Origin of the sequence: Pseudomonas sp. NPDC089996, assembly GCF_044748405.1 — a bacterium.
In the GTDB taxonomy this organism is placed as follows: domain Bacteria; phylum Pseudomonadota; class Gammaproteobacteria; order Pseudomonadales; family Pseudomonadaceae; genus Aquipseudomonas.
In genome coordinates, this window is sequence record NZ_JBIVGA010000009.1 from 43,222 (window position 1) to 64,854 (window position 21,633).

The following is a 21,633-nucleotide window of genomic DNA, read 5'->3' on the forward strand; positions in this document are numbered from 1 at the left end:
GCTGAAGCCTGACCGGGCGCTACCTACTGAGGCGCTGCCCACCGCCCTGCGGCGGGGGCTGGCGCCCTGCTCACCCTTAAAGGGTACGAGCAACCTGGACTTTCTCGAAGACTTCGATCTTGTCGCCGACCTTGACGTCGTTGTAGCTCTTGACGCCAATACCGCACTCCATGCCCGAACGCACTTCGGAAGCGTCATCCTTGAAGCGACGCAGCGATTCCAGCTCGCCTTCGAAGATCACAACGTCTTCGCGCAGTACGCGGATCGGACGGTTGCGGTACACGGTACCTTCGATGACCATACAGCCAGCGATGGCGCCGAACTTCGGCGAACGGAACACATCACGCACTTCGGCGACACCCAGAATGTTCTCGCGAACATCGCTGCCGAGCATGCCGGTCAGGGCTTTCTTGACGTCTTCGATGATGTCGTAGATCACGTTGTAGTAACGCATATCCAGACCTTCCTGCTCGACGATCTTGCGCGCGCCGGCATCGGCACGCACGTTGAAGCCGAACAGTACTGCATTCGAAGCCAGCGCCAGGTTGGCGTCGCTTTCGGTGATACCACCGACGCCGCCACCGATCACGCGCACCTGAACTTCGTCGTTGCCCAGGCCGCCAAGCGAGCCGTTCAACGCTTCCAGGGAACCACGCACATCGGTCTTGAGGACGATGTTGAGGGTCTTCTTCTCTTCCTGACCCATGGTCTCGAAGATGTTTTCCAGCTTGCCGGCGTGAGCACGGGCCAGCTTGACCTCGCGGTACTTGCCTTGACGGAACAGGGCAACTTCGCGTGCCTTCTTCTCGTCGGCAACCACGGACAGCTCGTCACCGGCTTCCGGGGTACCGTCCAGGCCGAGAATCTCGACCGGAATCGACGGGCCGGCTTCCTTCACAGGCTTGCCGTTCTCGTCGAGCATGGCGCGCACGCGGCCATAGTTGGAGCCGCACAGGACCATGTCGCCCTGACGCAGGGTACCGTCCTGAACCAGGATGGTCGCCACCGGGCCGCGGCCCTTGTCCAGGCGCGATTCGACCACGACGCCACGGCCTGGAGCGGTCGGGGTGGCGGTCAGCTCGAGGATCTCGGCCTGCAGCAGAACGGCTTCGAGCAGCTCATCTACACCGGTACCCATCTTCGCCGAAACCTTGACGAACGGCGTGTCACCACCCCAGTCCTCGGAGGTTACGCCTTCGACGGCCAGTTCGTTGCGGATGCGATCGAGGTCGGCACCCGGCTTGTCGATCTTGTTCACTGCAACCACCAGCGGAACGCCAGCTGCCTTGGCATGCTGAACGGCTTCGCGGGTTTGCGGCATCACGCCGTCATCCGCCGCCACCACCAGGATGACGATGTCGGTGGCCTTGGCACCACGAGCACGCATCTGGGTGAACGCGGCGTGGCCCGGGGTATCGAGGAAGGTGACCATGCCGCGGTCGGTTTCCACGTGGTAGGCACCGATGTGCTGGGTAATACCACCGGCTTCGCCTGCGGCAACCTTGGCACGACGGATGTAGTCGAGCAGCGAGGTCTTGCCATGGTCGACGTGACCCATGACGGTAACCACCGGTGCACGCGACTCGGTCTGGCCTTCGAACTTCAGCGATTCGGCCAGGGAGTCTTCCAGGGCGGTATCGCTGACCAAGGTGACCTTGTGGCCCAGCTCTTCTGCGATCAGCTGAGCGGTTTCCTGGTCGAGGACCTGGTTGATGGTGACCGGAGTACCCATCTTGAACATGAACTTGACCACCTCGGCGCCCTTGACGGACATCTGGTTGGCAAGTTCCGAGACGGTAATGGTCTCGCCGATGGTCACGTCACGAATGACGGGGCCGGTCGGGTTCTGGAAGCCGTGCTGGTTACGCTTCTTCAGCTTGCTCTTGCCACCACGGCCACGACGAGCGCCATCGCTCTCTTCGTCGGTGGTACGCGGAGCGGCACGAGGCGTCGGAGCCTTTTCCTTCTCCTTGACCTTGACCTTGATCGACACACGCGGGGCTTCGCCACGACGCTCGCCACCACGGCGGTCTTCGTCGCGGGTGCGGCCTTCGTTGCGACGGGCTTCGTCCTTCTTGCGCTCGGCAGCACGGGCTGCGGCGTCTTCGGACGCTGGAGCGTCGGCGACAACCGGGGCCGCGGCAGGTGCTGGCTCGGCCTTGGCGACTGGCGCCGGGGCTGGAGCTGCAGCAGCGGCTTCGGCCGACTGGCGGCGAGCCTGCTCTTCGTTGCGCTGGCGAACTTCGGCCTCGACCTTGTCGCGCGCGGCATTTTCAGCCGCGCGGCGCTCATCGAGCTCACGCTTCTGCTCGGCCTGGATTTCTTCCGGGCTGCGCTGCACGAAAACTTTCTTCTTGCGTACTTCTACGCTGATGCTCTTGCTACCGGCGACACGCAGGGTGCTGGTGGTCTTGCGCTGCAAGGTAATCTTGCGCGGCTCTTCCGCCTTGCTCTTGTGGCTGCTCTTCAAATGGGTCAGCAGAGTCTGCTTCTCATTGTCGGTCACTACCTGACCGGCGTCGGTGTGCGGCAGACCTGCCTCACGCATCTGCTGCAGCAGGCGCTCTACCGGTGCCTCGACCTCTTGGGCCAGTTCTTTCACCGTGACTTGCGTCATGCACTTCTCTCCTCAGGCCGCGCCTAATTACTCGAACCAGTGGGCTCGGGCGGCCATGATCAACTTGCCGGCACGCTCTTCGTCGATGCCGTCGATGTCGAGCAGGTCGTCAATCGACTGCTCGGCCAGGTCTTCGCGGTTAACCACGCCGCGCACCGCCAGTTCCGCCGCCAGGTCCTTGTCCATGCCCTCGAGGGAGAGCAGGTCTTCGGCCGGATGGGCGTCTGCCAGTTTTTCTTCGGTAGCGATGGCCTTGGTCAACAAACGGTCCTTGGCTCGAGCGCGGAGCTCATTGACGATATCTTCGTCAAAGCCATCGATGTTGAGCATTTCTTCCAACGGTACGTAGGCAATTTCTTCGAGGTTGGTGAAGCCTTCGTCAACCAGCACTTGGGCCAGCTCCTCGTCGACTTCCAGTTCATCGATGAAATTACGCAGGATGTCACCGGTTTCTGCCTGCTGCTTGGCCTGGATGTCCTTCTCGGTCATCACGTTCAAGGTCCAGCCGGTCAACTGACTGGCCAGGCGAACGTTCTGACCACCACGGCCAATGGCCTGGGCCAGGTTGTCCTCGGCAACTGCGATGTCCATTGCATGGGCATCTTCATCAACGATGATCGCCGCGACTTCAGCCGGCGACATGGCGTTGATGACGAACTGCGCCGGGTTATCATCCCACAGGACGATATCCACACGCTCACCACCCAGCTCGCCGGATACGGCCTGGACACGCGAACCGCGCATGCCGATACAGGCACCTTGCGGGTCGATGCGTTTGTCCTTGGAGCGGACGGCGATCTTGGCACGCGAGCCCGGATCACGGGAGGCGGCCATGACTTCGATGAGGCCTTCGGCGATTTCCGGCACTTCGATGCGGAACAGCTCGATCAGCATCTGTGGCGCGGTGCGCGACAGGATCAGCTGAGGGCCGCGGTTCTCGGTGCGGATTTCCTTGAGCAGCGCACGCAGGCGCACGCCGACCCGGAAGGTCTCACGTGGAATGATGTCTTCGCGGGCCAGCAACGCCTCGGCGTTGTTGCCCAGATCGACGATAACGTTATCGCGGGTAACTTTCTTGACGGTGCCGGAGATGATCTCGTTGACCCGCTCGCGGTAGGCGTCGACCACCTGGGCGCGCTCGGCTTCACGGACCTTCTGCACGATGACCTGCTTGGCGGTCTGCGCGGCGATACGGCCGAACTCGATCGACTCGATCTTTTCTTCGATCACATCACCGACTTTCGCTTCCGGGTGAGTGTCCTTGATCTTGTCCAGCCAGGTTTCGATCGCCGGGTCGTCCAGGTCGTTTTCGTCGACCACGGTCCAGCGACGGAAAGTCTCGTAGCTACCGGTGTGGCGGTTGATTTCCACACGCAGGTCGACTTCGTCCTCAAAACGTTTTTTGGTTGCAGTAGCCAGGGCCACTTCCAGCGCTTCGAAAATGACGCCGGGCGGTACACCTTTTTCGTTGGATACCGATTCAACAACCAGCAGTACTTCTTTGCTCATCGTACGCCTCGCCTTGCGCAAGCCATTGGGCCCGGATAGTCCGCCGGGCCCGGCACGTCTCAGTCAAAACTGGGAATAATATTGGCCTTGTCGATCGAGTCGATCGGCAGCAGGAACTCTTGATTGTCCACCTGGACGACCACGTCCTGTTCCTCCACACCGCGGAGAAGGCCCTGGAAGTTACGACGACCCTCGAAGGGTGAACGCAGCTTGATCTTCACTTGTTCGCCGGCATGCGAGGCAAACTGTTCCAGAGTGAACAGTGGGCGATCCATGCCTGGAGAGGAGACCTCAAGGGTGTATTCGCTGCTGATTGGATCTTCCACATCGAGGATCGCGCTGGCCTGACGGCTGACCGCTTCGCAGTCGTCCACCAGGATGCCGTCTTCCTTGTCGATATAGATGCGCAGTACCGAATGCTTACCCTGGGATACGAATTCGATCCCCCAGCACTGATAGCCCAGACCCTCGACCACCGGGGCCAACAAGGCCTGCAACTGTTCTAGCTTGCTCGACACCTGAACCCCCTCGTGCATGCTGTGCAAATAAAAAATGGGCGAAGCGCCCATCCCTGAAAGCGCCGTAGGACTACGACGCCGTAAATTTTGTTCGGCTAGCAAAAAGCCCCTGAAAAGGGGCTCCGCTGAAGCTGGTTGCGGGGGCTGGATTTGAACCAACGACCTTCGGGTTATGAGCCCGACGAGCTACCAAGCTGCTCCACCCCGCGACAAAGCTGGGGCGAAAGTATAAGACTTAACCGGCTTATGGGTCAAACCCAAACCTTCACCTGCAAGAAAGCCCGCTAAAGCGGGCTCTCAAGCTTCAATTGGTACCGAGAAGGGGACTCGAACCCCTACACCCTATGGGCACAACCACCTCAAGGTTGCGTGTCTACCAATTCCACCACCTCGGCAATACTACATTTGAAACCCGTTACTTCTGCTCTTCAGCTGGAGGAGGAACATCACCTTGAGGGGCGGTGTCGCTCTTCTGCTCCTGGAGCACCGGTACATCATCATTAACTGCCGGTTTCTGCGGCTCTTTCACTTCTAGCACCGCTGGATCTGGAAGACCTGCTTGGCTAAGCTGGTGAGCTTGTTGCTTCGCGAAGTATCCTAACCCAAGTGCTGTCAAAAAGAAAGTGGCAGCGAGTATAGCAGTCAATTTACTCAGGAAGGTAGCAGAACCCTGGCTTCCGAACACGGTGTTTGAGGCACCTGCGCCGAAAGATGCACCTGCTTCCGCACCTTTACCCTGTTGCAACAGAACCAGCACTACAAGCGACAGCGCTGCCAACAGATGAAAAACAACGATAACTGTTTCCAGCATTTGTTCAGTTTCCTGCGGCGCGACAAATTGCACCGAATTCGTCTGCGTTCAGGGACGCTCCACCAATGAGCCCCCCATCGATATCCGGCATGCCGAACAGTTCGGCCGCATTGGCCGCCTTCACGCTGCCGCCGTAGAGAAGCTGCACGTTTGCGGCAACTTCGGCGTCTTCGACCGCCAACTGGGCACGGATGGCTGCATGCACATCCTGAGCCTGCTGAGGCGAAGCCGTCAAACCTGTGCCAATGGCCCAAACGGGTTCATAGGCGATTACTGCATTGGCAAAAGCCTTAACACCGAACGCGTCGATGATACTGCTTAGTTGACCCCCGACAACTTCGAGTGTCTTGCCTGCCTCACGCTCTTCGAGAGTTTCCCCTACGCAGAGCACCGGCATTAAACCACTAAGTTGAGCGGCTGCAAACTTATCTTTCAACACTTCTTCACTTTCGCCGATGATCTGGCGACGCTCGGAGTGACCAATCAACACCAACTTGCAACCTGCTTCAACCAACTGACTTGGTGCAACTTCACCGGTCAGTGCGCCCTGCTCGGGCTTTATTGCAGAATTCTGTGCTCCGACAGCGATCCCTTTTCCTTGCAGCCCATCAACCACCTGATTGATGAACAGCGCCGGGGGAAACACCGCGACTTCCACACCGTTTGGCACGGACATGTTGCCCAGGCCCAGGATCAGCTCAGCGACGCTGGCGCGGGTACCGTGCATCTTCCAGTTACCAGCTACCATGGGGCGACGCATGCTTTACCTCGTCGGTCAAAGTGGGCGCAGATCTTACCCAACCCGATCTGCGCTGGCAAGCCTCTTTCAGGCACAAACTTCTGCGACCAGCTTGGCCAATGCTTCCGCGTGGCCTCGCACCTGGTTTTCGTCGTCACCTTCGACCATCACCCGCACCAACGGCTCGGTGCCGGACTTGCGCAGCAGCACACGCCCGCGCCCGGCCATGGCCTCGGTGACCTTGGCACTGGCCTCCTTGACCGCCGGATGCTCCAGGGGGTCGACCTTGCTCGCGCCAAAACGCACGTTGATCAGCACCTGCGGGCATTTGCGCAGGGTCTGGCGGGCATGCGCCAGGGTTTCACCGCGACGCTTGAGCGCCATCAGCACCTGCAGCGCGGCAATGATCGCATCACCGGTAGTGGTGTGGTTGCAGCACACGACATGGCCCGAGTTTTCACCTCCCAGCAGCCAGTCGCGCTCGAGCAGCTCGGCCATCACGTAGCGATCGCCGACCTTGGCCCGCACGAACGGAATATCCAGGTCCTTGAGCGCGAGCTCCAGACCCAGGTTGCTCATCAGCGTGCCGACCACGCCGCCTTGCAGCTTGCCACGCTCATGCAGGTCGCGGGCGATGACGAACAGCAACTCGTCGCCGTCGACGATGGCCCCCGTGTGGTCGACCATCAATACCCGGTCACCATCGCCGTCGAAAGCGATGCCCAGGTCGGCATGCCCCACCAGCACAGCGGCCTGCAACGACTCGATGTGGGTAGAGCCACAGCCCTCGTTGATGTTGAGGCCGTCCGGCTGCGCATGCAGCACGGTGACATCGGCGCCCAGCTCACGGAATACGCTTGGGGCTACCTTGTAGGTGGCACCATGGGCGCAGTCGACCACCAGCTTGAGGCCTTCGAAACTGGTGCTTGTGGGCACGCTACTCTTGCAGAACTCGATATAGCGGCCTGCCGCGTCGTTGATACGGGAAACCTTGCCCAGCTTGCCTGACTCGACCACGGTCATCGGCTGATCGAGCAGCTCTTCGATCATCAGCTCGACTTCGTCAGGCAGCTTGGTGCCCTGCCCGGAGAAGAACTTGATGCCGTTGTCGTCGTGCGGGTTGTGCGAGGCACTGATGACGATGCCGGCTTCAGCATGGAAGGTGCGGGTCAGGTAGGCGATTGCCGGGGTCGGCATCGGCCCGAGCAGCATCACGTCAGCACCTGCTGCAGACAATCCGGCCTCGAGCGCGGACTCGAACATGTAACCGGAAATTCGCGTGTCCTTGCCCACCAGCACTCGGCAATTGCCTTGCTTGCGGAAGGCCATGCCGGCGGCCCAGCCAAGCTTCAGCATGAAGTCCGGAGTGATCGGGTATTCGCCGACGCGGCCACGGATGCCGTCGGTACCAAAGTATTTTCTGCTCATAGGGACTCCAATATTCTTATTCGGCGTTCTGCACCGCGGCAATCATGCGCACCACATCGACGGTCTCGGCCACATCATGGACCCGCAGGATGCTGGCCCCCTTGGTCATGGCCAGAGCCGCCAGCGCGAGGCTGCCGTACAGTCGCTCACCGACCGGACGATCCAGCGTCAGGCCGATCATGCTCTTGCGCGAGACGCCCACCAGCAGCGGGCGCCCAAGGCGATAGAGCGCTTCCATGTGCTTGAACAGGCTGAGGTTGTGCGCCAGTGTCTTGGCGAAACCGAAGCCCGGATCAAGAATGATTCGTTCGGCGGGGATGCCCGCCGCTGCGCAAGCGGCCATCCGTTGTTCAAGATAGCGCGTTACGTCGGTGGTCACATCTTCGTAATGCGGGTCGTCCTGCATGTTGCCGGGCTCGCCTCGCATATGCATGAGACACACAGGCAGGCCAGTATCCGCCGCCGCATCCAGGGCACCATCGCGCTCCAGGGCACGCACGTCGTTGATCAGGCCGGCACCGAGCCGCGCCGATTCGCGCATTACCGCCGGAGTCGAGGTATCCACCGAAATGACCACGTCGAAACGACTGTTGATGGCCTCGACCATCGGCGCCACACGCTCGATCTCTTCGGTGACCGAAACCGCACGCGCGCCGGGGCGGGTCGACTCGCCACCGATGTCGATGAGCGTGGCGCCTGCCGCGATCATCGCCTCGGCATGGCGCAACGCCTCGTCACGCTGGCTGAAACGCCCGCCATCGGAGAAAGAATCGGGGGTGATGTTGAGAATACCCATGACATGGGTACGGGAAAGATCAAGAACCCGATTGCCGCAAGGCAACCGGGTCGGGTACTGCACTGAGCTCATAGATGCCCTTAGTGTTGAGCTGCTGGGCCGCCGATCGGCGATTCCGGGCGATCATTCTGGGCAGCAGGGGTGCCCGAATCCTTGTCATCATCCCAATCACGGGGTTCGCGCGGAGTACGACCCGCCATGATGTCGTCGATCTGATCGGCATCGATGGTCTCGTACTTCATCAGGGCTTCGGTCATTGCCTCGAGCTTGTCGCGGTTGTCGATCAGCAGCTGCTTGGCAGTGGCATAGCACTGGTCGATGATGCTACGCACTTCGGAGTCGATCAGCTTGGCAGTCTCGCCGGATACACTGGCGTGCTGGCTTCCGGCACTACGGCCGAGGAACACCTCGCCATCCTCTTCCGCATACATGAGCGGCCCGAGCTTTTCCGACAGCCCCCACTTGGTCACCATGTTGCGAGCGATCTGGCTGGCACGCATGATGTCGTTGGAGGCACCGGTGGTGACGCCATCGAAGCCCAGGGTCATCTCCTCGGCGATACGGCCGCCGTACAGCGAGCAGATCTGGCTGATCAGTGCACGCTTGGACAGGCTGTAGCGGTCTTCTTCCGGCAGGAACATGGTCACACCCAGGGCACGACCACGCGGAATGATCGAAACCTTGTAGACCGGGTCGTGCTCAGGCACCAGGCGGCCGACAATGGCGTGACCGGCCTCGTGATAGGCGGTGTTCCTCTTTTCCTTCTCGGACATGACCATGGTCTTGCGCTCGGCGCCCATCATGATCTTGTCCTTGGCCAGCTCGAACTCTTTCATTTCGACCAGGCGCTTGTTGGAGCGAGCGGCGAACAGCGATGCCTCGTTGACCAGGTTGGCCAGGTCTGCACCGGAGAAGCCTGGGGTACCACGGGCAATGACCGCCGGGTTGACGTTTTCGCCAACCGGCACCTTGCGCATGTGCACCTTGAGGATCTGCTCACGACCACGGATATCCGGCAGACCGACCACCACCTGACGGTCGAAGCGACCAGGGCGCAGCAGTGCAGGGTCGAGCACGTCCGGGCGGTTGGTGGCGGCAATGACGATGATGCCATCGTTCATTTCGAAGCCGTCCATTTCCACCAGCAGCTGGTTGAGGGTCTGCTCGCGCTCGTCGTGACCACCGCCCATGCCTGCGCCACGGTGGCGACCCACGGCGTCGATCTCGTCGATGAAGATGATGCATGGCGCGTGCTTCTTGGCCTGCTCGAACATGTCACGAACACGGCTGGCACCGACACCGACGAACATCTCGACGAAGTCGGAACCGGAAATGGTGAAGAACGGCACCTTGGCTTCACCGGCAATGGCCTTGGCCAGCAAGGTTTTACCGGTACCGGGCGGGCCGACCATCAGCACGCCGCGCGGAATGCGACCACCCAGGCGCTGGAATTTGCCCGGATCGCGCAGGAACTCGACCAGCTCGCCAACCTCTTCCTTGGCCTCGTCGCAACCGGCGACGTCAGCCAGGGTGGTCTTGACCTGGTCTTCGGACAGCAGGCGCGCCTTGCTCTTGCCGAAGCTCATTGGCCCGCCCTTGCCGCCTGCACCGCCTTGCATCTGGCGCATGAAGAACATGAACACGGCAATGATCACCAGGATCGGGAAGCTGGCAACCAGCAGTTGAGTCCAGATGCTCTGTTGCTCAGGCTGCTTGCCTTCGACGACCACGTGGTTGTCGACCAGGTCGCCGATCAGGCCATTGTCGGTGATGGCCGGGCGCACGGTCTTGAAGTTGTCGCCGTCGGCGCGCTTGCCGGTAATGATGTAGCCGTCGACGGTCACACGCTCGACCTTGCCATCCTTGACCTGCTGGATGAAGTCGGAGTAGTTGAGGGTCTGCGGCTCGTTAGGGCTTGAGAAGTTGTTCATCACTGTCACCAGGACAGCTGCGATGATCAACCACAGGATCAGATTCTTTGCCATGTCGTTCAATTCGCTACCCTCTGAGGCCGGCGCACGACGCAGCCGTGCCTCGCATGATATTCATCGCCCTAACTTACTACATTACCTACGCATCCGCAGGCACCGTCTGTAACCCTTTGTGAAACCTAGACTACACGAAGTTCGGACGATCCAGACGGGGTGGCCGATTGGAAATAACTATCAGCCACCCCGCAACACGCCTCACGCCCCCTTGAAACCCTTGCCCAGCAGGTACTGCTCACGGGATCGGTCCCGCGATGACGACGGCTTGCGCATCTGCACCTTGTCGAACTTGCTGCGCACGTCCTTCAGGTACAGATCGAAACCTTCGCCCTGGAAGATCTTGATCAGGAAGTCCCCGCCCGGCTTGAGCACGCGGGTCGCCAGATCCAGGGCCAGCTCGCAGAGGAACATGGCCTTCGGTATATCCACGGCAGGCGTACCACTCATATTGGGGGCCATGTCGGAAATCACAAGGTCTACGTGCGAATCACCAACCGCCTGAAGAATTTGCTGCAGCACTTCCTCCTGGGTGAAGTCGCCCTGAATGAAGGTCACATCGGGGATCGAGTCCATTTCCAGGATGTCGGAAGCGATCAGGCGGCCTTGGCCACCAATCAGACGACTGGTCACCTGGGACCAGCCTCCGGGTGCTGCGCCAAGGTCGATCACGCTCATGCCGGGGCGGATCAGGCGGTCCTTTTCCTGGATCTCCAGCAGTTTGTAGCTCGCACGCGAGCGGTAGCCATCCTTCTGTGCCTGTTTCACAAAAGGATCGTTGAAATGCTCTCGCAGCCAGTTTGCGCTGCTTTTGGAACGTTGTACCACGGGGCACCTCGATGATATGCGTCGTGATTGACTGGGCGGAGCCGGTGGCCCTCGGGTAAAATGCCGGTCAATTTTACAGAATCAGACGGAAAGGGTCAGATTATGCCGCTCAATAACGAGCAGAAGAAGCAATACAAGTCCATTGGTCATGACCTGAAGCCGGTCCTGATCGTTGCTGGCAACGGTTTGAACGAAGGCGTGATCGGCGAACTGGAGCGTGCGCTGGCCGATCACGAGCTGATCAAAGTCGAAATTCGCTCGGAAGATCGCGAAGAACGCGCCGAAACCATTGCCGCGCTGTGCAAGGCAGGCCGTGCCGAGCTGGTGCAGACCATCGGCAAGAAGGCACTGATCTATCGCAAGAACCCCCAGCCGAACAAGCAATTGTCCAACGTCCACCGTTACAAGTGACGAGTGTGGGAGCGGCCTTGCGTCGCGAAAGGGCTGCACAGCAGCCCCGGCGGTATTTGCGATAAAGCCGACATCCTGGGGTCGCTTCGCGACCCTTTCGCGACGCAAGGCCGCTCCTACAAGGACCACGGAACCAGGGCTAGCGGCGTGACCTGACCGGGACCGGTTGGGCCACCAGCACGATGCCGGAGAAGCCCAGCACCAGGAAACAGAACATCTGCCAGCGCTCGCCGACCGAGATGCCGTAGCGCAAGGTGTAATACCCCACGCAGGCGCCGAAGCCCAATAACAGCATCTGCCCGCGAAACTGCCGCCACCAGGCCGCCAGGCCGTCCACCCGCGCCAATACCGCCAGCTGGGTCAACAGGCCAAGCAAGGCCACGCCGATCAACCAGCGGTCGATCTGCCCGGCGACATCCTGCACCAGCAAGGGCGCAAGGCCACTGACTTTCAGTGCCGGCACCAGCCCCACATGGAACACCCAAAGGCCACCGACCCAGAAAACCTGGGCCAGTTGCCAGAGGATCCCCTCGAGGGATGGCGCCCGCAGGCGCCGGTCAGATGTGTTTGACTTCGACAATCTCGTACTCGACCGTACCGCTTGGCGTCTTGACCACCACGGTGTCACCTTCTTCCTTGCCAATGATGGCACGGGCGATCGGTGCGCTGCTCGACAGTTTGCCTTGTTTCACGTCAGCTTCATCTTCACCGACGATCTGGTAGGTCACCTCGTCGTCGGTCTCGGTGTTGGCCAGCACCACGGTGGTGCCGAAAATCACCTTGCCGGTGTGTGCGATGGTGGTGACGTCGATCACCACCGAGTTCTGCAGACGGCCTTCGATATCGCGGATGCGCGCCTCGACCATGCCCTGCTCCTCACGGGCGGCATGGTATTCGGCGTTTTCCTTGAGGTCGCCCAGCTCACGCGCTTCGCCAATGGCCTGGCTCAGGCGCGGGCGCTCGGTCTTGCTCAGGAAGGTCAGCTCCTCTTCCAGGGCGCGAGCGCCCTGGACGGTCATCGGGTACTTGGTCATGCTCATGCTTTGAGTCCTGCATGCAGATCCTGCAGGCGACGAACAGTCTTCTCGGGACCGAATTTCAGCGCCTCGCAGATGGCTTCACCCGCCGCAATGGTAGTGGTGCAGTAGATCTTGTGCTGCAGCGCATTGCGACGAATCGAGTACGAGTCGGCGATCGACTGGCGGCCTTCGGTGGTGTTGATGATCAGCGACACTTCGTCGTTCTTGATCATGTCGACCACGTGCGGACGACCTTCGGTCACCTTGTTCACACGGCGTACTTTCAGGCCAGCGGCTTCGATGACCTTGGCGGTACCCGCCGTTGCAACCACTTCGAAGCCCAGGGCGATCAGGTCACGGGCAACGCCAGCCACTTGTGGCTTGTCGTCGTCGCGCACGCTGATGAACGCGGTACCGCCGGTCGGCAGCACTTCGCTGGCACCCATCTGGGCCTTGGCGAAGGCTTCACCGAAGCTGTCGCCAACGCCCATGACTTCACCGGTCGATTTCATCTCAGGGCCGAGGATCGGGTCAACCCCCGGGAACTTGGCGAACGGGAAGACGGCTTCCTTGACGCTGTAGAAGTTCGGGATGATTTCCTGGGTGAAGCCCAGCTCTTTCAGGGTTTTGCCAGCCATGACACGGGCAGCGATCATGGCCAGGGAGGTGCCGATGCACTTGGAAACGAACGGCACGGTACGCGAGGCACGCGGGTTGACTTCGATCACGTAGATCTTGTCGCCCTGCAAGGCCAGCTGCACGTTCATCAGGCCGACAACGCCCAGCTCCAGGGCCATTTTCTTGACCTGTACGCGAACTTCGTCCTGGACTTCCTTGCTCAGCGAGTAAGGTGGCAGCGAGCACGCCGAGTCACCGGAGTGAACACCTGCCTGCTCGATGTGCTGCATGATCGCGCCGATCACCACGTCGGTGCCGTCGCAGACCGCATCCACGTCCATCTCGATGGCGCAGTTGAGGAAGTGGTCGAGCAGTACCGGGCTGTCGTTGGAAACCTGTACCGCCTCACGCAGGTAGCGCTTGAGTTCGTCCAGTTCGTAGACGATCTCCATGGCGCGGCCACCCAGTACATAGGACGGGCGCACGACCAGCGGGTAGCCGATGCCGCCAGCGGCGCTGATGGCTTCTTCTTCGCTGCGCACGGTGGCGTTTGGCGGCTGCAGCAGGTTCAGGCGCTGAACCATCTGCTGGAAGCGCTCACGGTCTTCGGCACGGTCGATGGCGTCCGGGCTGGTACCGATGATCGGTACGCCGGCCTCTTCCAGGGCGCGAGCCAGTTTCAGCGGGGTCTGGCCGCCGTAGTGAACGATGACGCCCTTCGGCTTCTCGACGCGGCAGACTTCCAGCACGTCTTCCAGTGTCAGCGGCTCGAAGTACAGGCGGTCGGAGGTGTCATAGTCGGTGGAGACGGTTTCCGGGTTGCAGTTGACCATGATGGTCTCGTAACCGTCTTCACGCAGCGCGAGGGCCGCGTGCACGCAGCAGTAGTCGAACTCGATGCCTTGACCGATACGGTTCGGGCCGCCACCCAGGATCATGATCTTGTCGCGGCTCGACGGGTTGGCCTCGCACTCTTCCTCATAGGTGGAGTACAGGTAGGCGGTGTCGGTGGCGAACTCGGCGGCGCAGGTGTCGACGCGCTTGTAGACCGGGAACACTTCCAGCTTGTGGCGGTGACGGCGCAGGTTCTTGTCGGTGATGCCGAGCAGCTTGGCCAGGCGCTGGTCCGAGAAGCCTTTGCGCTTGAGGCGCAGCATGTAGCCCTTGTCGATCGACGACAGCGCCAGGGTCTTGACCTTCTCTTCTTCCTTGATCAGATCTTCCATCTGAACCAGGAACCACATGTCGATGCCGGTCAGGGCGAAGATTTCTTCGCAGGTCATGCCCGAACGCATGGCATCGGCGACGTACCAGATACGCTCGGCACCCGGCACGGTCAGCTCGCGCTTGAGGATGCTGGCGGCTTCCGGGCTGGCCAGGTCGATTTTCGGGTCGAGGCCGCAGGCGCCGACTTCCAGGCCACGCAGGGCTTTCTGCAGGGATTCCTGGAAGGTGCGGCCGATGGCCATGACTTCACCCACGGACTTCATCTGGGTGGTCAGGCGGGCGTCGGCTTTCGGGAATTTCTCGAAAGCGAAGCGTGGCAGCTTGGTGACGACGTAGTCGATCGACGGCTCGAAGGACGCCGGAGTGCGGCCGCCGGTGATGTCGTTCTGCAGTTCGTCGAGGGTGTAACCGATGGCCAGCTTGGCGGCGATCTTGGCGATCGGGAAGCCGGTGGCCTTGGAAGCCAGGGCGGACGAACGCGAAACGCGCGGGTTCATCTCGATTACGACCATACGGCCGGTGTTCGGGCAGATACCGAACTGCACGTTGGAACCGCCGGTTTCGACACCGATTTCACGCAGCACCGCCAGCGAGGCGTTGCGCATGATCTGGTATTCCTTGTCGGTCAGGGTCTGTGCCGGAGCCACGGTGATCGAGTCACCGGTGTGCACGCCCATCGGATCGAAGTTCTCGATGGAGCAGACGATGATGCAGTTGTCCTTCTTGTCGCGGACCACCTCCATCTCGTATTCCTTCCAGCCGATCAGCGATTCGTCGATCAGCAGTTCCTTGGTCGGCGACAGGTCCAGGCCACGGGTGCAGATTTCTTCGAATTCTTCACGGTTGTAGGCGATACCGCCGCCGGTGCCGCCCATGGTGAACGACGGGCGGATGATGCACGGGAAGCCGAGCTTCTCGAGGACCGCATTGGCCTCTTCCATGCTGTGGGCGATACCCGAGCGCGGGCACTCCAGGCCGATGTCTTTCATGGCCTTGTCGAAGCGCGAACGGTCTTCGGCCTTGTCGATGGTGTCGGCGTTGGCACCGATCATCTCTACGCCGAACTTTTCCAGAACGCCGTGGCGCTCCAGGTCCAGGGCGCAGTTCAGTGCGGTCTGGCCACCCATGGTCGGCAATACCGCGTCCGGGCGTTCTTTATCGATGATCTTGGCCACCGATTGCCATTTGATCGGCTCGATGTAGGTGGCGTCGGCCATGGCCGGGTCGGTCATGATGGTGGCCGGGTTGGAGTTCACCAGGATGACGCGGAAACCTTCCTCGCGCAGGGCCTTGCAGGCCTGGGCGCCGGAGTAGTCGAATTCGCAGGCCTGGCCGATCACGATCGGGCCAGCGCCGAGAATCAGGATGCTTTTGATGTCTGTACGTTTTGGCATGGTTGTCACTCAAATCCGCGGGTCAGTCGGCAAGCCGTCTTGAACAATCTGGGTCAGGCGCTTCCGGGCACGGCACGAGCCGGCCCGGGGCCTTGATGCAGGATGCTCAGCGGCGCTTGGCCATGGCATCGGTGAAACGATCGAACAGTGGCGCGACGTCGGTCGGGCCTGGGCTCGCCTCAGGGTGGCCCTGGAAGCTGAACGCGCTCTTGTCGGTGCGCTCGATACCCTGCAGGGTGCCGTCGAACAGCGACTTGTGGATGGCGCGGACGTTGCTCGGCAGGGTGGTTTCGTCAACGGCGAAACCGTGGTTCTGGCTGGTGATCATGACCACGCCGGTGTCCAGGTCCTGGACCGGGTGGTTGGCACCGTGGTGACCGTGGCCCATCTTCACGGTCTTGGCGCCGGAGGCCAGGGCCAGCAGCTGGTGGCCGAGGCAGATGCCGAATACCGGGATCTCGGTCTCGAGGATTTCCTTGATCGCCTGGATCGCGTAGTCGCATGGCTCCGGATCACCAGGGCCGTTGGACAGGAACACGCCATCCGGATTCAGTGCCAGCACTTCGCTGGCCGGGGTCTGGGCAGGCACCACGGTCACGCGGCAGCCGCGGGCGACCAGCATGCGCAGGATGTTCAGCTTGACGCCGTAGTCGAAGGCGACCACGTGATACGGCAGGTCGGCAGCGTCGATGGTCGGGTGGCTGTCGGTCTTCAGTTCCCACACGCTGGAGCGCCACTCGTAACGCTCCTGGGTGGAAACGACCTTGGCCAGGTCCATGCCCTTCAGGCCCGGGAAGGCGCGAGCGGCGGCGATGGCTTGCTCTTCGGTGATGTTGTCACCGGCGAGGATGCAGCCATTCTGAGCGCCCTTTTCACGCAGGATACGGGTCAGGCGGCGAGTGTCGATGCCCGCGATGGCGACGACATTGTTGGCCTTCAGGTAGTCAGGCAGCGACTGGGTGTTACGCCAGTTGCTGGCCAGCAGCGGCAGGTCACGGATGACCAGGCCAGCGGACCAGACGCGGTTCGACTCGGCGTCTTCCGGCGTGGTGCCGGTATTGCCGATGTGCGGGTAGGTCAGGGTAACGATTTGCTGCGAGTAGGAAGGGTCTGTAAGGATTTCCTGGTAGCCCGTCATAGCGGTGTTGAATACCACCTCACCAACGGTCTGACCGTCGGCACCAATGGCTTCACCGCGAAAAATACTGCCGTCGGCAAGGGCGAGTATGGCTGGCTTTGTCAAGAAGACCTCCCGTAAATCAAGCATGAAAGGGCGATCGCAGGTTGCAAAAAAGCGGAGTGACGTATGGACACGTCACCCCGCTTTCATGTGCTGAATTCAATTCGCTGCGCGCTTTTAGTGGACACACTAAAGCTGTAGCTTACAGAAAAGTGCGTTTTCGGTCTACCGCATATGTGTCTCTAAAACACATGATTGCGACAGACTGACATTCGCGGGCATTGCACACCCGTGTAGGAGCGGCCTTGTGTCGCGAATGGGCTGCCCAGCAGCCCCAGCTTTCTGTGGCGCTGCCGAGATTTTTGGGGCCGCTGCGCGCCCCTTTCGCGACACAAGGCCGCTCCTACAGGGATCGCACATCCCGAGGGAGCACGGCTTAATGCAGCTCGAGCACGTCCTGCATGTCGTACAGGCCTGGCTCGCGCCCATCCAGCCACAGCGCCGCACGCACCGCACCCTTGGCGAAGGTCATGCGGCTGGAGGCCTTGTGGGTGATTTCCAGGCGCTCGCCTTCAGCGGCGAACAGCACGGTGTGGTCACCGACCACATCGCCGGCACGCACGGTGGCGAAGCCAATGGTCTTGCGATCACGCGCACCGGTCTGACCTTCACGGCCATACACCGCCACTTCCTGCAGATCGCGCCCCAGTGCATTGGCAACCACTTCACCCATGCGCAGCGCGGTACCCGACGGCGCATCCACCTTGTGCCGGTGGTGCGCCTCGATGATCTCGACGTCGACATCATCGCCGAGCACCCGCGCCGCCATGTCCAGCAGCTTGAGGCTGAGGTTGACGCCGACGCTGAAGTTGGCAGCGAACACGATCGGGATGTCCTTGCCTGCCTCGGCCAGCAATTGCTTTTCTTCGACGGTGAAACCGGTGGTACCGATGATCATCGCCTTGCCGTGCTTGCGGCAGAACGCCAGGTTCTTCAGCGTCACCGAAGGATGAGTGAAATCGATCAGCACGTCGAAGTCGTCGGCAACCTTGGCCAGGTCATCGGACAGCAGTACGCCGATCCGACCCAGCGCTGCCAGCTCACCCGCATCTGCGCCGACCAGCGAGCTGTCCGGGCGATCGATCGCCGCCGTCAGGCCCGCACCCGGGGCTTGCTGAACGGCCTCGATGAGCGTCTTGCCCATACGCCCCGCCGCACCCATCACTGCAATACGTCGCATAGCCATTTTCCTTGTCAGAGATCGCCGAAGAAGCGCTTCACGCCATCGAACCAGCCATTGGCCTTGGGCGAGTTGTCGCCTTCCAGCGAGCTGCGCAGCTCTTCGAGCAGTTCGCGCTGGCGACGGGTCAGGTTGACCGGAGTCTCGACCGCCACGCGGCACAGCAGGTCACCAGCACCACCACCACGCACCGGGGCAACGCCCTTGCCGCGCAGGCGGAACTGCTTGCCGGTCTGGGTGCCTTCCGGAATTTTCAGCTTGACGCGGCCATCGAGGGTCGGCACTTCCAGCTCGCCACCCAGGGCTGCATCGGTGTAGCTGATCGGTACTTCGCAGTACAGGTGCTTGCCATCACGCTGGAAGATCTCGTGCTCGCGCACGCTGATGACCACATACAGGTCGCCGGTCGGACCACCATGGGTGCCCGCCTCGCCCTCGCCGGACAGGCGAATGCGGTCGCCGGTATCGACGCCAGCCGGCACCTTGACCGACAGCGTCTTGTACTCCTCGACACGGCCTTCGCCATGGCATGAGGTGCACGGGTCGGTGATGATCTTGCCCTGGCCGTGGCAGCGCGGGCAGGTCTGCTGCACCGAGAAGAAGCCTTGCTGCATGCGCACCTGGCCGATACCGCCGCAGGTCGGGCAGGTCGACGGGGTCGAACCCTTCTTGGCACCGGAGCCGTCACACGGCGCGCAGTTGACCAGCGTCGGCACGCGGATGCTGACCGTAGTGCCACGCACCGCTTCTTCCAGGTTCAGTTCCAGGGTATAGCGCAGGTCGCTGCCGCGCTGGGCACCGCCACGTCCGCCACCGCGACCACCACCGAAGAAGTCGCTGAACACGTCACCGAAGATATCGGAGAAGTTGGCGCCGCCGAAGCCGGCACCACCGCCACCCATGCTCGGGTCGACGCCGGCATGGCCGTACTGGTCGAATGCCGCACGCTTGCTGGCATCGGACAGTACTTCGTAGGCCTCGTTGGCCTCCTTGAACTTGTCTTCCGACTCTTTATCGCCCGGGTTGCGGTCCGGGTGGTACTTCATCGCCAGGCGGCGGTAGGCCTTCTTGAGGTCAGCTTCGCTGGCGCCGCGCTCGACACCCAGAACCTCATAATAATCACGCTTGGACATAGGTCATTTGCACCTTGTTGGGCGTCTGGCATCTGCGCCGCGCCATCAGCACCTGCCTGCAAACCGAAAAATGGCACGGACAAATGCTGTAAAAAATCTCGAATTCCAGATACGCCAACGCGGGAGCAAGCCCCCGCGCGGCGACATCCTACCAGTTCACCGAGCCAAGCCGGTGAACGGGTCGACAACCTGCAACGATTACTTCTTGTCGTCGCCTTTGACTTCTTCGAACTCGGCGTCAACCACGTCATCGTGCTTGGCTTCCGGCTCGGCCTGCTGAGCGCCGCCCTGAGGCTGCTCAGCCTGCTGCTCGGCGTACATCTTCTGGGCAACCGGCGCGGAAACCTTGGACAGCTCTTCGACCTTGGCGTCGATGGCGGCCTTGTCGTCGCCTTTGACAGCGGCTTCCAGGGCAACCACGGCAGCTTCGATCGCGGTCTTCTCTTCGGCAGTGACCTTGTCACCCGCGTCGACGACCATCTTGCGCGTCGAGTGCACCAGCGCGTCACCCTGGTTACGGGCAGCGGCCAGCTCTTCGAACTTGCGGTCTTCCTCGGCGTTGGCCTCGGCGTCACGCACCATGCGCTCGATTTCTTCGTCGGACAGGCCGGAGTTGGCCTTGATCACGATCGACTGGGTCTTGCCGGTGGCCTTGTCCTTGGCGCCTACGTGCAGGATGCCGTTGGCGTCGATGTCGAAGGTCACTTCGATTTGCGGCACGCCGCGTGGCGCTGGCGGAATGTCGGCCAGGTCGAACTTGCCCAGCGACTTGTTCTGCGCAGCCTGCTTGCGCTCACCTTGCAGCACGTGGATGGTCACGGCGCCCTGGTTGTCGTCGGCAGTCGAGAACACCTGCGACTTCTTGGTCGGGATGGTGGTGTTCTTCTCGATCAGCGCGGTCATCACGCCGCCCATGGTTTCGATACCCAGGGTCAGCGGGCTGACGTCCAGCAGCAGTACGTCTTTCACGTCACCGGCCAGTACGGCGCCCTGGATGGCAGCACCCATGGCCACGGCTTCGTCCGGGTTGACGTCCTTGCGCGCTTCTTTGCCGAAGAAGTCGGCAACGGCCTTCTGCACCATCGGCATGCGGGTCTGACCACCGACCAAAATCACATCGTCGATCTTGCTGGCATCGATGCCGGCGTCTTTCAGGGCGATGCGGCAAGGCTCGATGGTACGGCTTACCAGGTCTTCGACCAGCGACTCCAGCTTGGCGCGGGAGATCTTCACGTTCAGGTGCTTCGGACCAGTAGCGTCTGCAGTGATGTACGGCAGGTTGACGTCGGTCGACTGGGTCGAGGACAGCTCGATCTTGGCTTTTTCAGCAGCTTCTTTCAGACGCTGCAGGGCCAGTGGATCGTTCTTCAGGTCCATGCCGGACTCTTTCTTGAACTCGTCGACGAGGTAGTCGATCAGGCGCATGTCGAAGTCTTCGCCACCCAGGAAGGTGTCGCCGTTGGTGGCCAGTACTTCGAACTGGTGCTCACCGTCGACTTCGGCGATTTCGATGACCGAAACGTCGAAGGTACCACCACCCAGGTCATAGACGATGACGGTGTGGTCGCCCTTGGCCTTGTCCATGCCATAGGCCAGTGCAGCAGCGGTCGGCTCGTTGATGATGCGCTTGACGTCCAGGCCGGCGATGCGGCCGGCGTCCTTGGTGGCCTGGCGCTGGCTGTCGTTGAAGTAGGCCGGAACGGTGATGACCGCTTCGGTGACGGGTTCGCCGAGGTAGTCTTCGGCGGTCTTCTTCATTTTCTTCAGGACTTCGGCGCTGATCTGCGGCGGCGCCATTTCCTTGCCACCGGCTTCGACCCAGGCGTCACCGTTGCCGGCCTTGACGATCTTGTACGGCACCAGCTTGATGTCTTTCTGCACGACGTCTTCTTCGAAGCGGCGGCCGATCAGGCGCTTCACTGCGAACAGGGTGTTGTGCGGGTTGGTGACGGCCTGGCGCTTGGCCGACTGGCCGACCAGGATTTCGCCGTCGTTGGCGTAGGCCACGATCGAAGGGGTAGTACGCGCGCCTTCGGCGTTTTCGATGACCTTGACGTTACCGTTTTCCAGAATGGAGACGCACGAGTTGGTGGTCCCCAGGTCGATACCGATGATTTTGCCCATGTTAACTCTCCCGAAACTTGAATTTGGCGGCAGCGGTCACTTCTGGCCAACTGCGG

Annotated in this window: 17 protein-coding genes and 2 tRNA genes; 1 reads left to right on the forward strand and 18 read right to left on the reverse strand. The window is 61.2% G+C overall.

Annotation, left to right across the window (positions count from 1 at the left end; all coding sequences use genetic code 11):
• Positions 1-76 precede the first annotated feature (76 nt).
• The 11 genes from infB to rlmE all read right to left on the reverse strand — a co-directional run bounded on the left by infB (position 77) and on the right by rlmE (position 11,231).
• The gene (gene infB, locus ACIPW4_RS16965) at positions 77-2,617 is read right to left on the reverse strand and encodes a translation initiation factor IF-2 (protein ID WP_400659773.1); all 2,541 of its coding nucleotides are present in this window, start codon (positions 2,615-2,617) and stop codon (positions 77-79) included.
• Positions 2,618-2,644: 27 nt separating this feature from the next.
• Complete coding sequence (nusA, locus tag ACIPW4_RS16970) at positions 2,645-4,126, reverse strand: transcription termination factor NusA (protein WP_400659775.1); 1,482 nt, start codon at positions 4,124-4,126, stop codon at positions 2,645-2,647.
• Between the two features lie 59 nt (positions 4,127-4,185).
• Positions 4,186-4,644, reverse strand: a complete 459-nt coding sequence (rimP, locus tag ACIPW4_RS16975; protein WP_060509592.1) for a ribosome maturation factor RimP — start codon at positions 4,642-4,644, stop codon at positions 4,186-4,188.
• Between the two features lie 132 nt (positions 4,645-4,776).
• Positions 4,777-4,853, reverse strand: a tRNA-Met gene (locus tag ACIPW4_RS16980).
• A 100-nt stretch (positions 4,854-4,953) separates the two neighbouring features.
• Positions 4,954-5,039: transfer RNA gene (locus ACIPW4_RS16985), tRNA-Leu, on the reverse strand.
• 20 nt (positions 5,040-5,059) lie between these two features.
• Complete coding sequence (secG, locus tag ACIPW4_RS16990) at positions 5,060-5,455, reverse strand: preprotein translocase subunit SecG (RefSeq protein ID WP_400659778.1); 396 nt, start codon at positions 5,453-5,455, stop codon at positions 5,060-5,062.
• A 4-nt stretch (positions 5,456-5,459) separates the two neighbouring features.
• Positions 5,460-6,215, reverse strand: a complete 756-nt coding sequence (tpiA, locus tag ACIPW4_RS16995; RefSeq protein ID WP_400659780.1) for a triose-phosphate isomerase — start codon at positions 6,213-6,215, stop codon at positions 5,460-5,462.
• A gap of 66 nt (positions 6,216-6,281) precedes the next feature.
• On the reverse strand, positions 6,282-7,622 hold the full coding sequence (gene glmM, locus ACIPW4_RS17000; RefSeq protein ID WP_400659782.1) for a phosphoglucosamine mutase: 1,341 nt from the start codon (positions 7,620-7,622) through the stop codon (positions 6,282-6,284).
• A gap of 16 nt (positions 7,623-7,638) precedes the next feature.
• Positions 7,639-8,490 (reverse strand): dihydropteroate synthase, encoded by an 852-nt coding sequence (gene folP, locus ACIPW4_RS17005; RefSeq protein ID WP_400659785.1) that lies wholly within the window; start codon positions 8,488-8,490, stop codon positions 7,639-7,641.
• 8 nt (positions 8,491-8,498) lie between these two features.
• On the reverse strand, positions 8,499-10,403 hold the full coding sequence (ftsH, locus tag ACIPW4_RS17010) for an ATP-dependent zinc metalloprotease FtsH (protein ID WP_400659788.1): 1,905 nt from the start codon (positions 10,401-10,403) through the stop codon (positions 8,499-8,501).
• A 201-nt stretch (positions 10,404-10,604) separates the two neighbouring features.
• Complete coding sequence (rlmE, locus tag ACIPW4_RS17015) at positions 10,605-11,231, reverse strand: 23S rRNA (uridine(2552)-2'-O)-methyltransferase RlmE (protein ID WP_400659791.1); 627 nt, start codon at positions 11,229-11,231, stop codon at positions 10,605-10,607.
• A gap of 102 nt (positions 11,232-11,333) precedes the next feature.
• Here rlmE and yhbY point away from each other — a divergent pair, with 102 nt between their 5' ends.
• Entirely contained in the window at positions 11,334-11,642 is a 309-nt protein-coding gene (gene yhbY, locus ACIPW4_RS17020) for a ribosome assembly RNA-binding protein YhbY (protein WP_400659793.1), read from the forward strand.
• 139 nt (positions 11,643-11,781) lie between these two features.
• On the opposite strand, the gene ACIPW4_RS17025 is transcribed toward yhbY, so the two are convergent.
• The 7 genes from ACIPW4_RS17025 to dnaK form a co-directional block, all read right to left on the reverse strand.
• Positions 11,782-12,222, reverse strand: a complete 441-nt coding sequence (locus ACIPW4_RS17025; protein WP_400659796.1) for an MFS transporter — start codon at positions 12,220-12,222, stop codon at positions 11,782-11,784.
• Complete coding sequence (gene greA, locus ACIPW4_RS17030; protein WP_177326679.1) at positions 12,200-12,682, reverse strand: transcription elongation factor GreA; 483 nt, start codon at positions 12,680-12,682, stop codon at positions 12,200-12,202. The genes ACIPW4_RS17025 and greA overlap by 23 nt, the downstream gene beginning before the upstream one ends.
• Positions 12,679-15,900: a carbamoyl-phosphate synthase large subunit gene (gene carB, locus ACIPW4_RS17035; RefSeq protein WP_400659799.1), complete on the reverse strand. Its 3,222-nt coding sequence runs from the start codon at positions 15,898-15,900 to the stop codon at positions 12,679-12,681. The genes greA and carB overlap by 4 nt, the downstream gene beginning before the upstream one ends.
• A 106-nt stretch (positions 15,901-16,006) precedes the next feature.
• The gene (carA, locus tag ACIPW4_RS17040; protein ID WP_400659802.1) at positions 16,007-17,143 is read right to left on the reverse strand and encodes a glutamine-hydrolyzing carbamoyl-phosphate synthase small subunit; all 1,137 of its coding nucleotides are present in this window, start codon (positions 17,141-17,143) and stop codon (positions 16,007-16,009) included.
• A gap of 373 nt (positions 17,144-17,516) precedes the next feature.
• Positions 17,517-18,320, reverse strand: coding sequence for a 4-hydroxy-tetrahydrodipicolinate reductase (gene dapB, locus ACIPW4_RS17045; RefSeq protein WP_400659805.1), 804 nt, complete (start codon positions 18,318-18,320; stop codon positions 17,517-17,519).
• Between the two features lie 14 nt (positions 18,321-18,334).
• On the reverse strand, positions 18,335-19,453 hold the full coding sequence (dnaJ, locus tag ACIPW4_RS17050) for a molecular chaperone DnaJ (RefSeq protein ID WP_400659808.1): 1,119 nt from the start codon (positions 19,451-19,453) through the stop codon (positions 18,335-18,337).
• Positions 19,454-19,651: 198 nt separating this feature from the next.
• On the reverse strand, positions 19,652-21,577 hold the full coding sequence (gene dnaK, locus ACIPW4_RS17055) for a molecular chaperone DnaK (protein ID WP_400659810.1): 1,926 nt from the start codon (positions 21,575-21,577) through the stop codon (positions 19,652-19,654).
• Positions 21,578-21,633 lie beyond the last annotated feature (56 nt).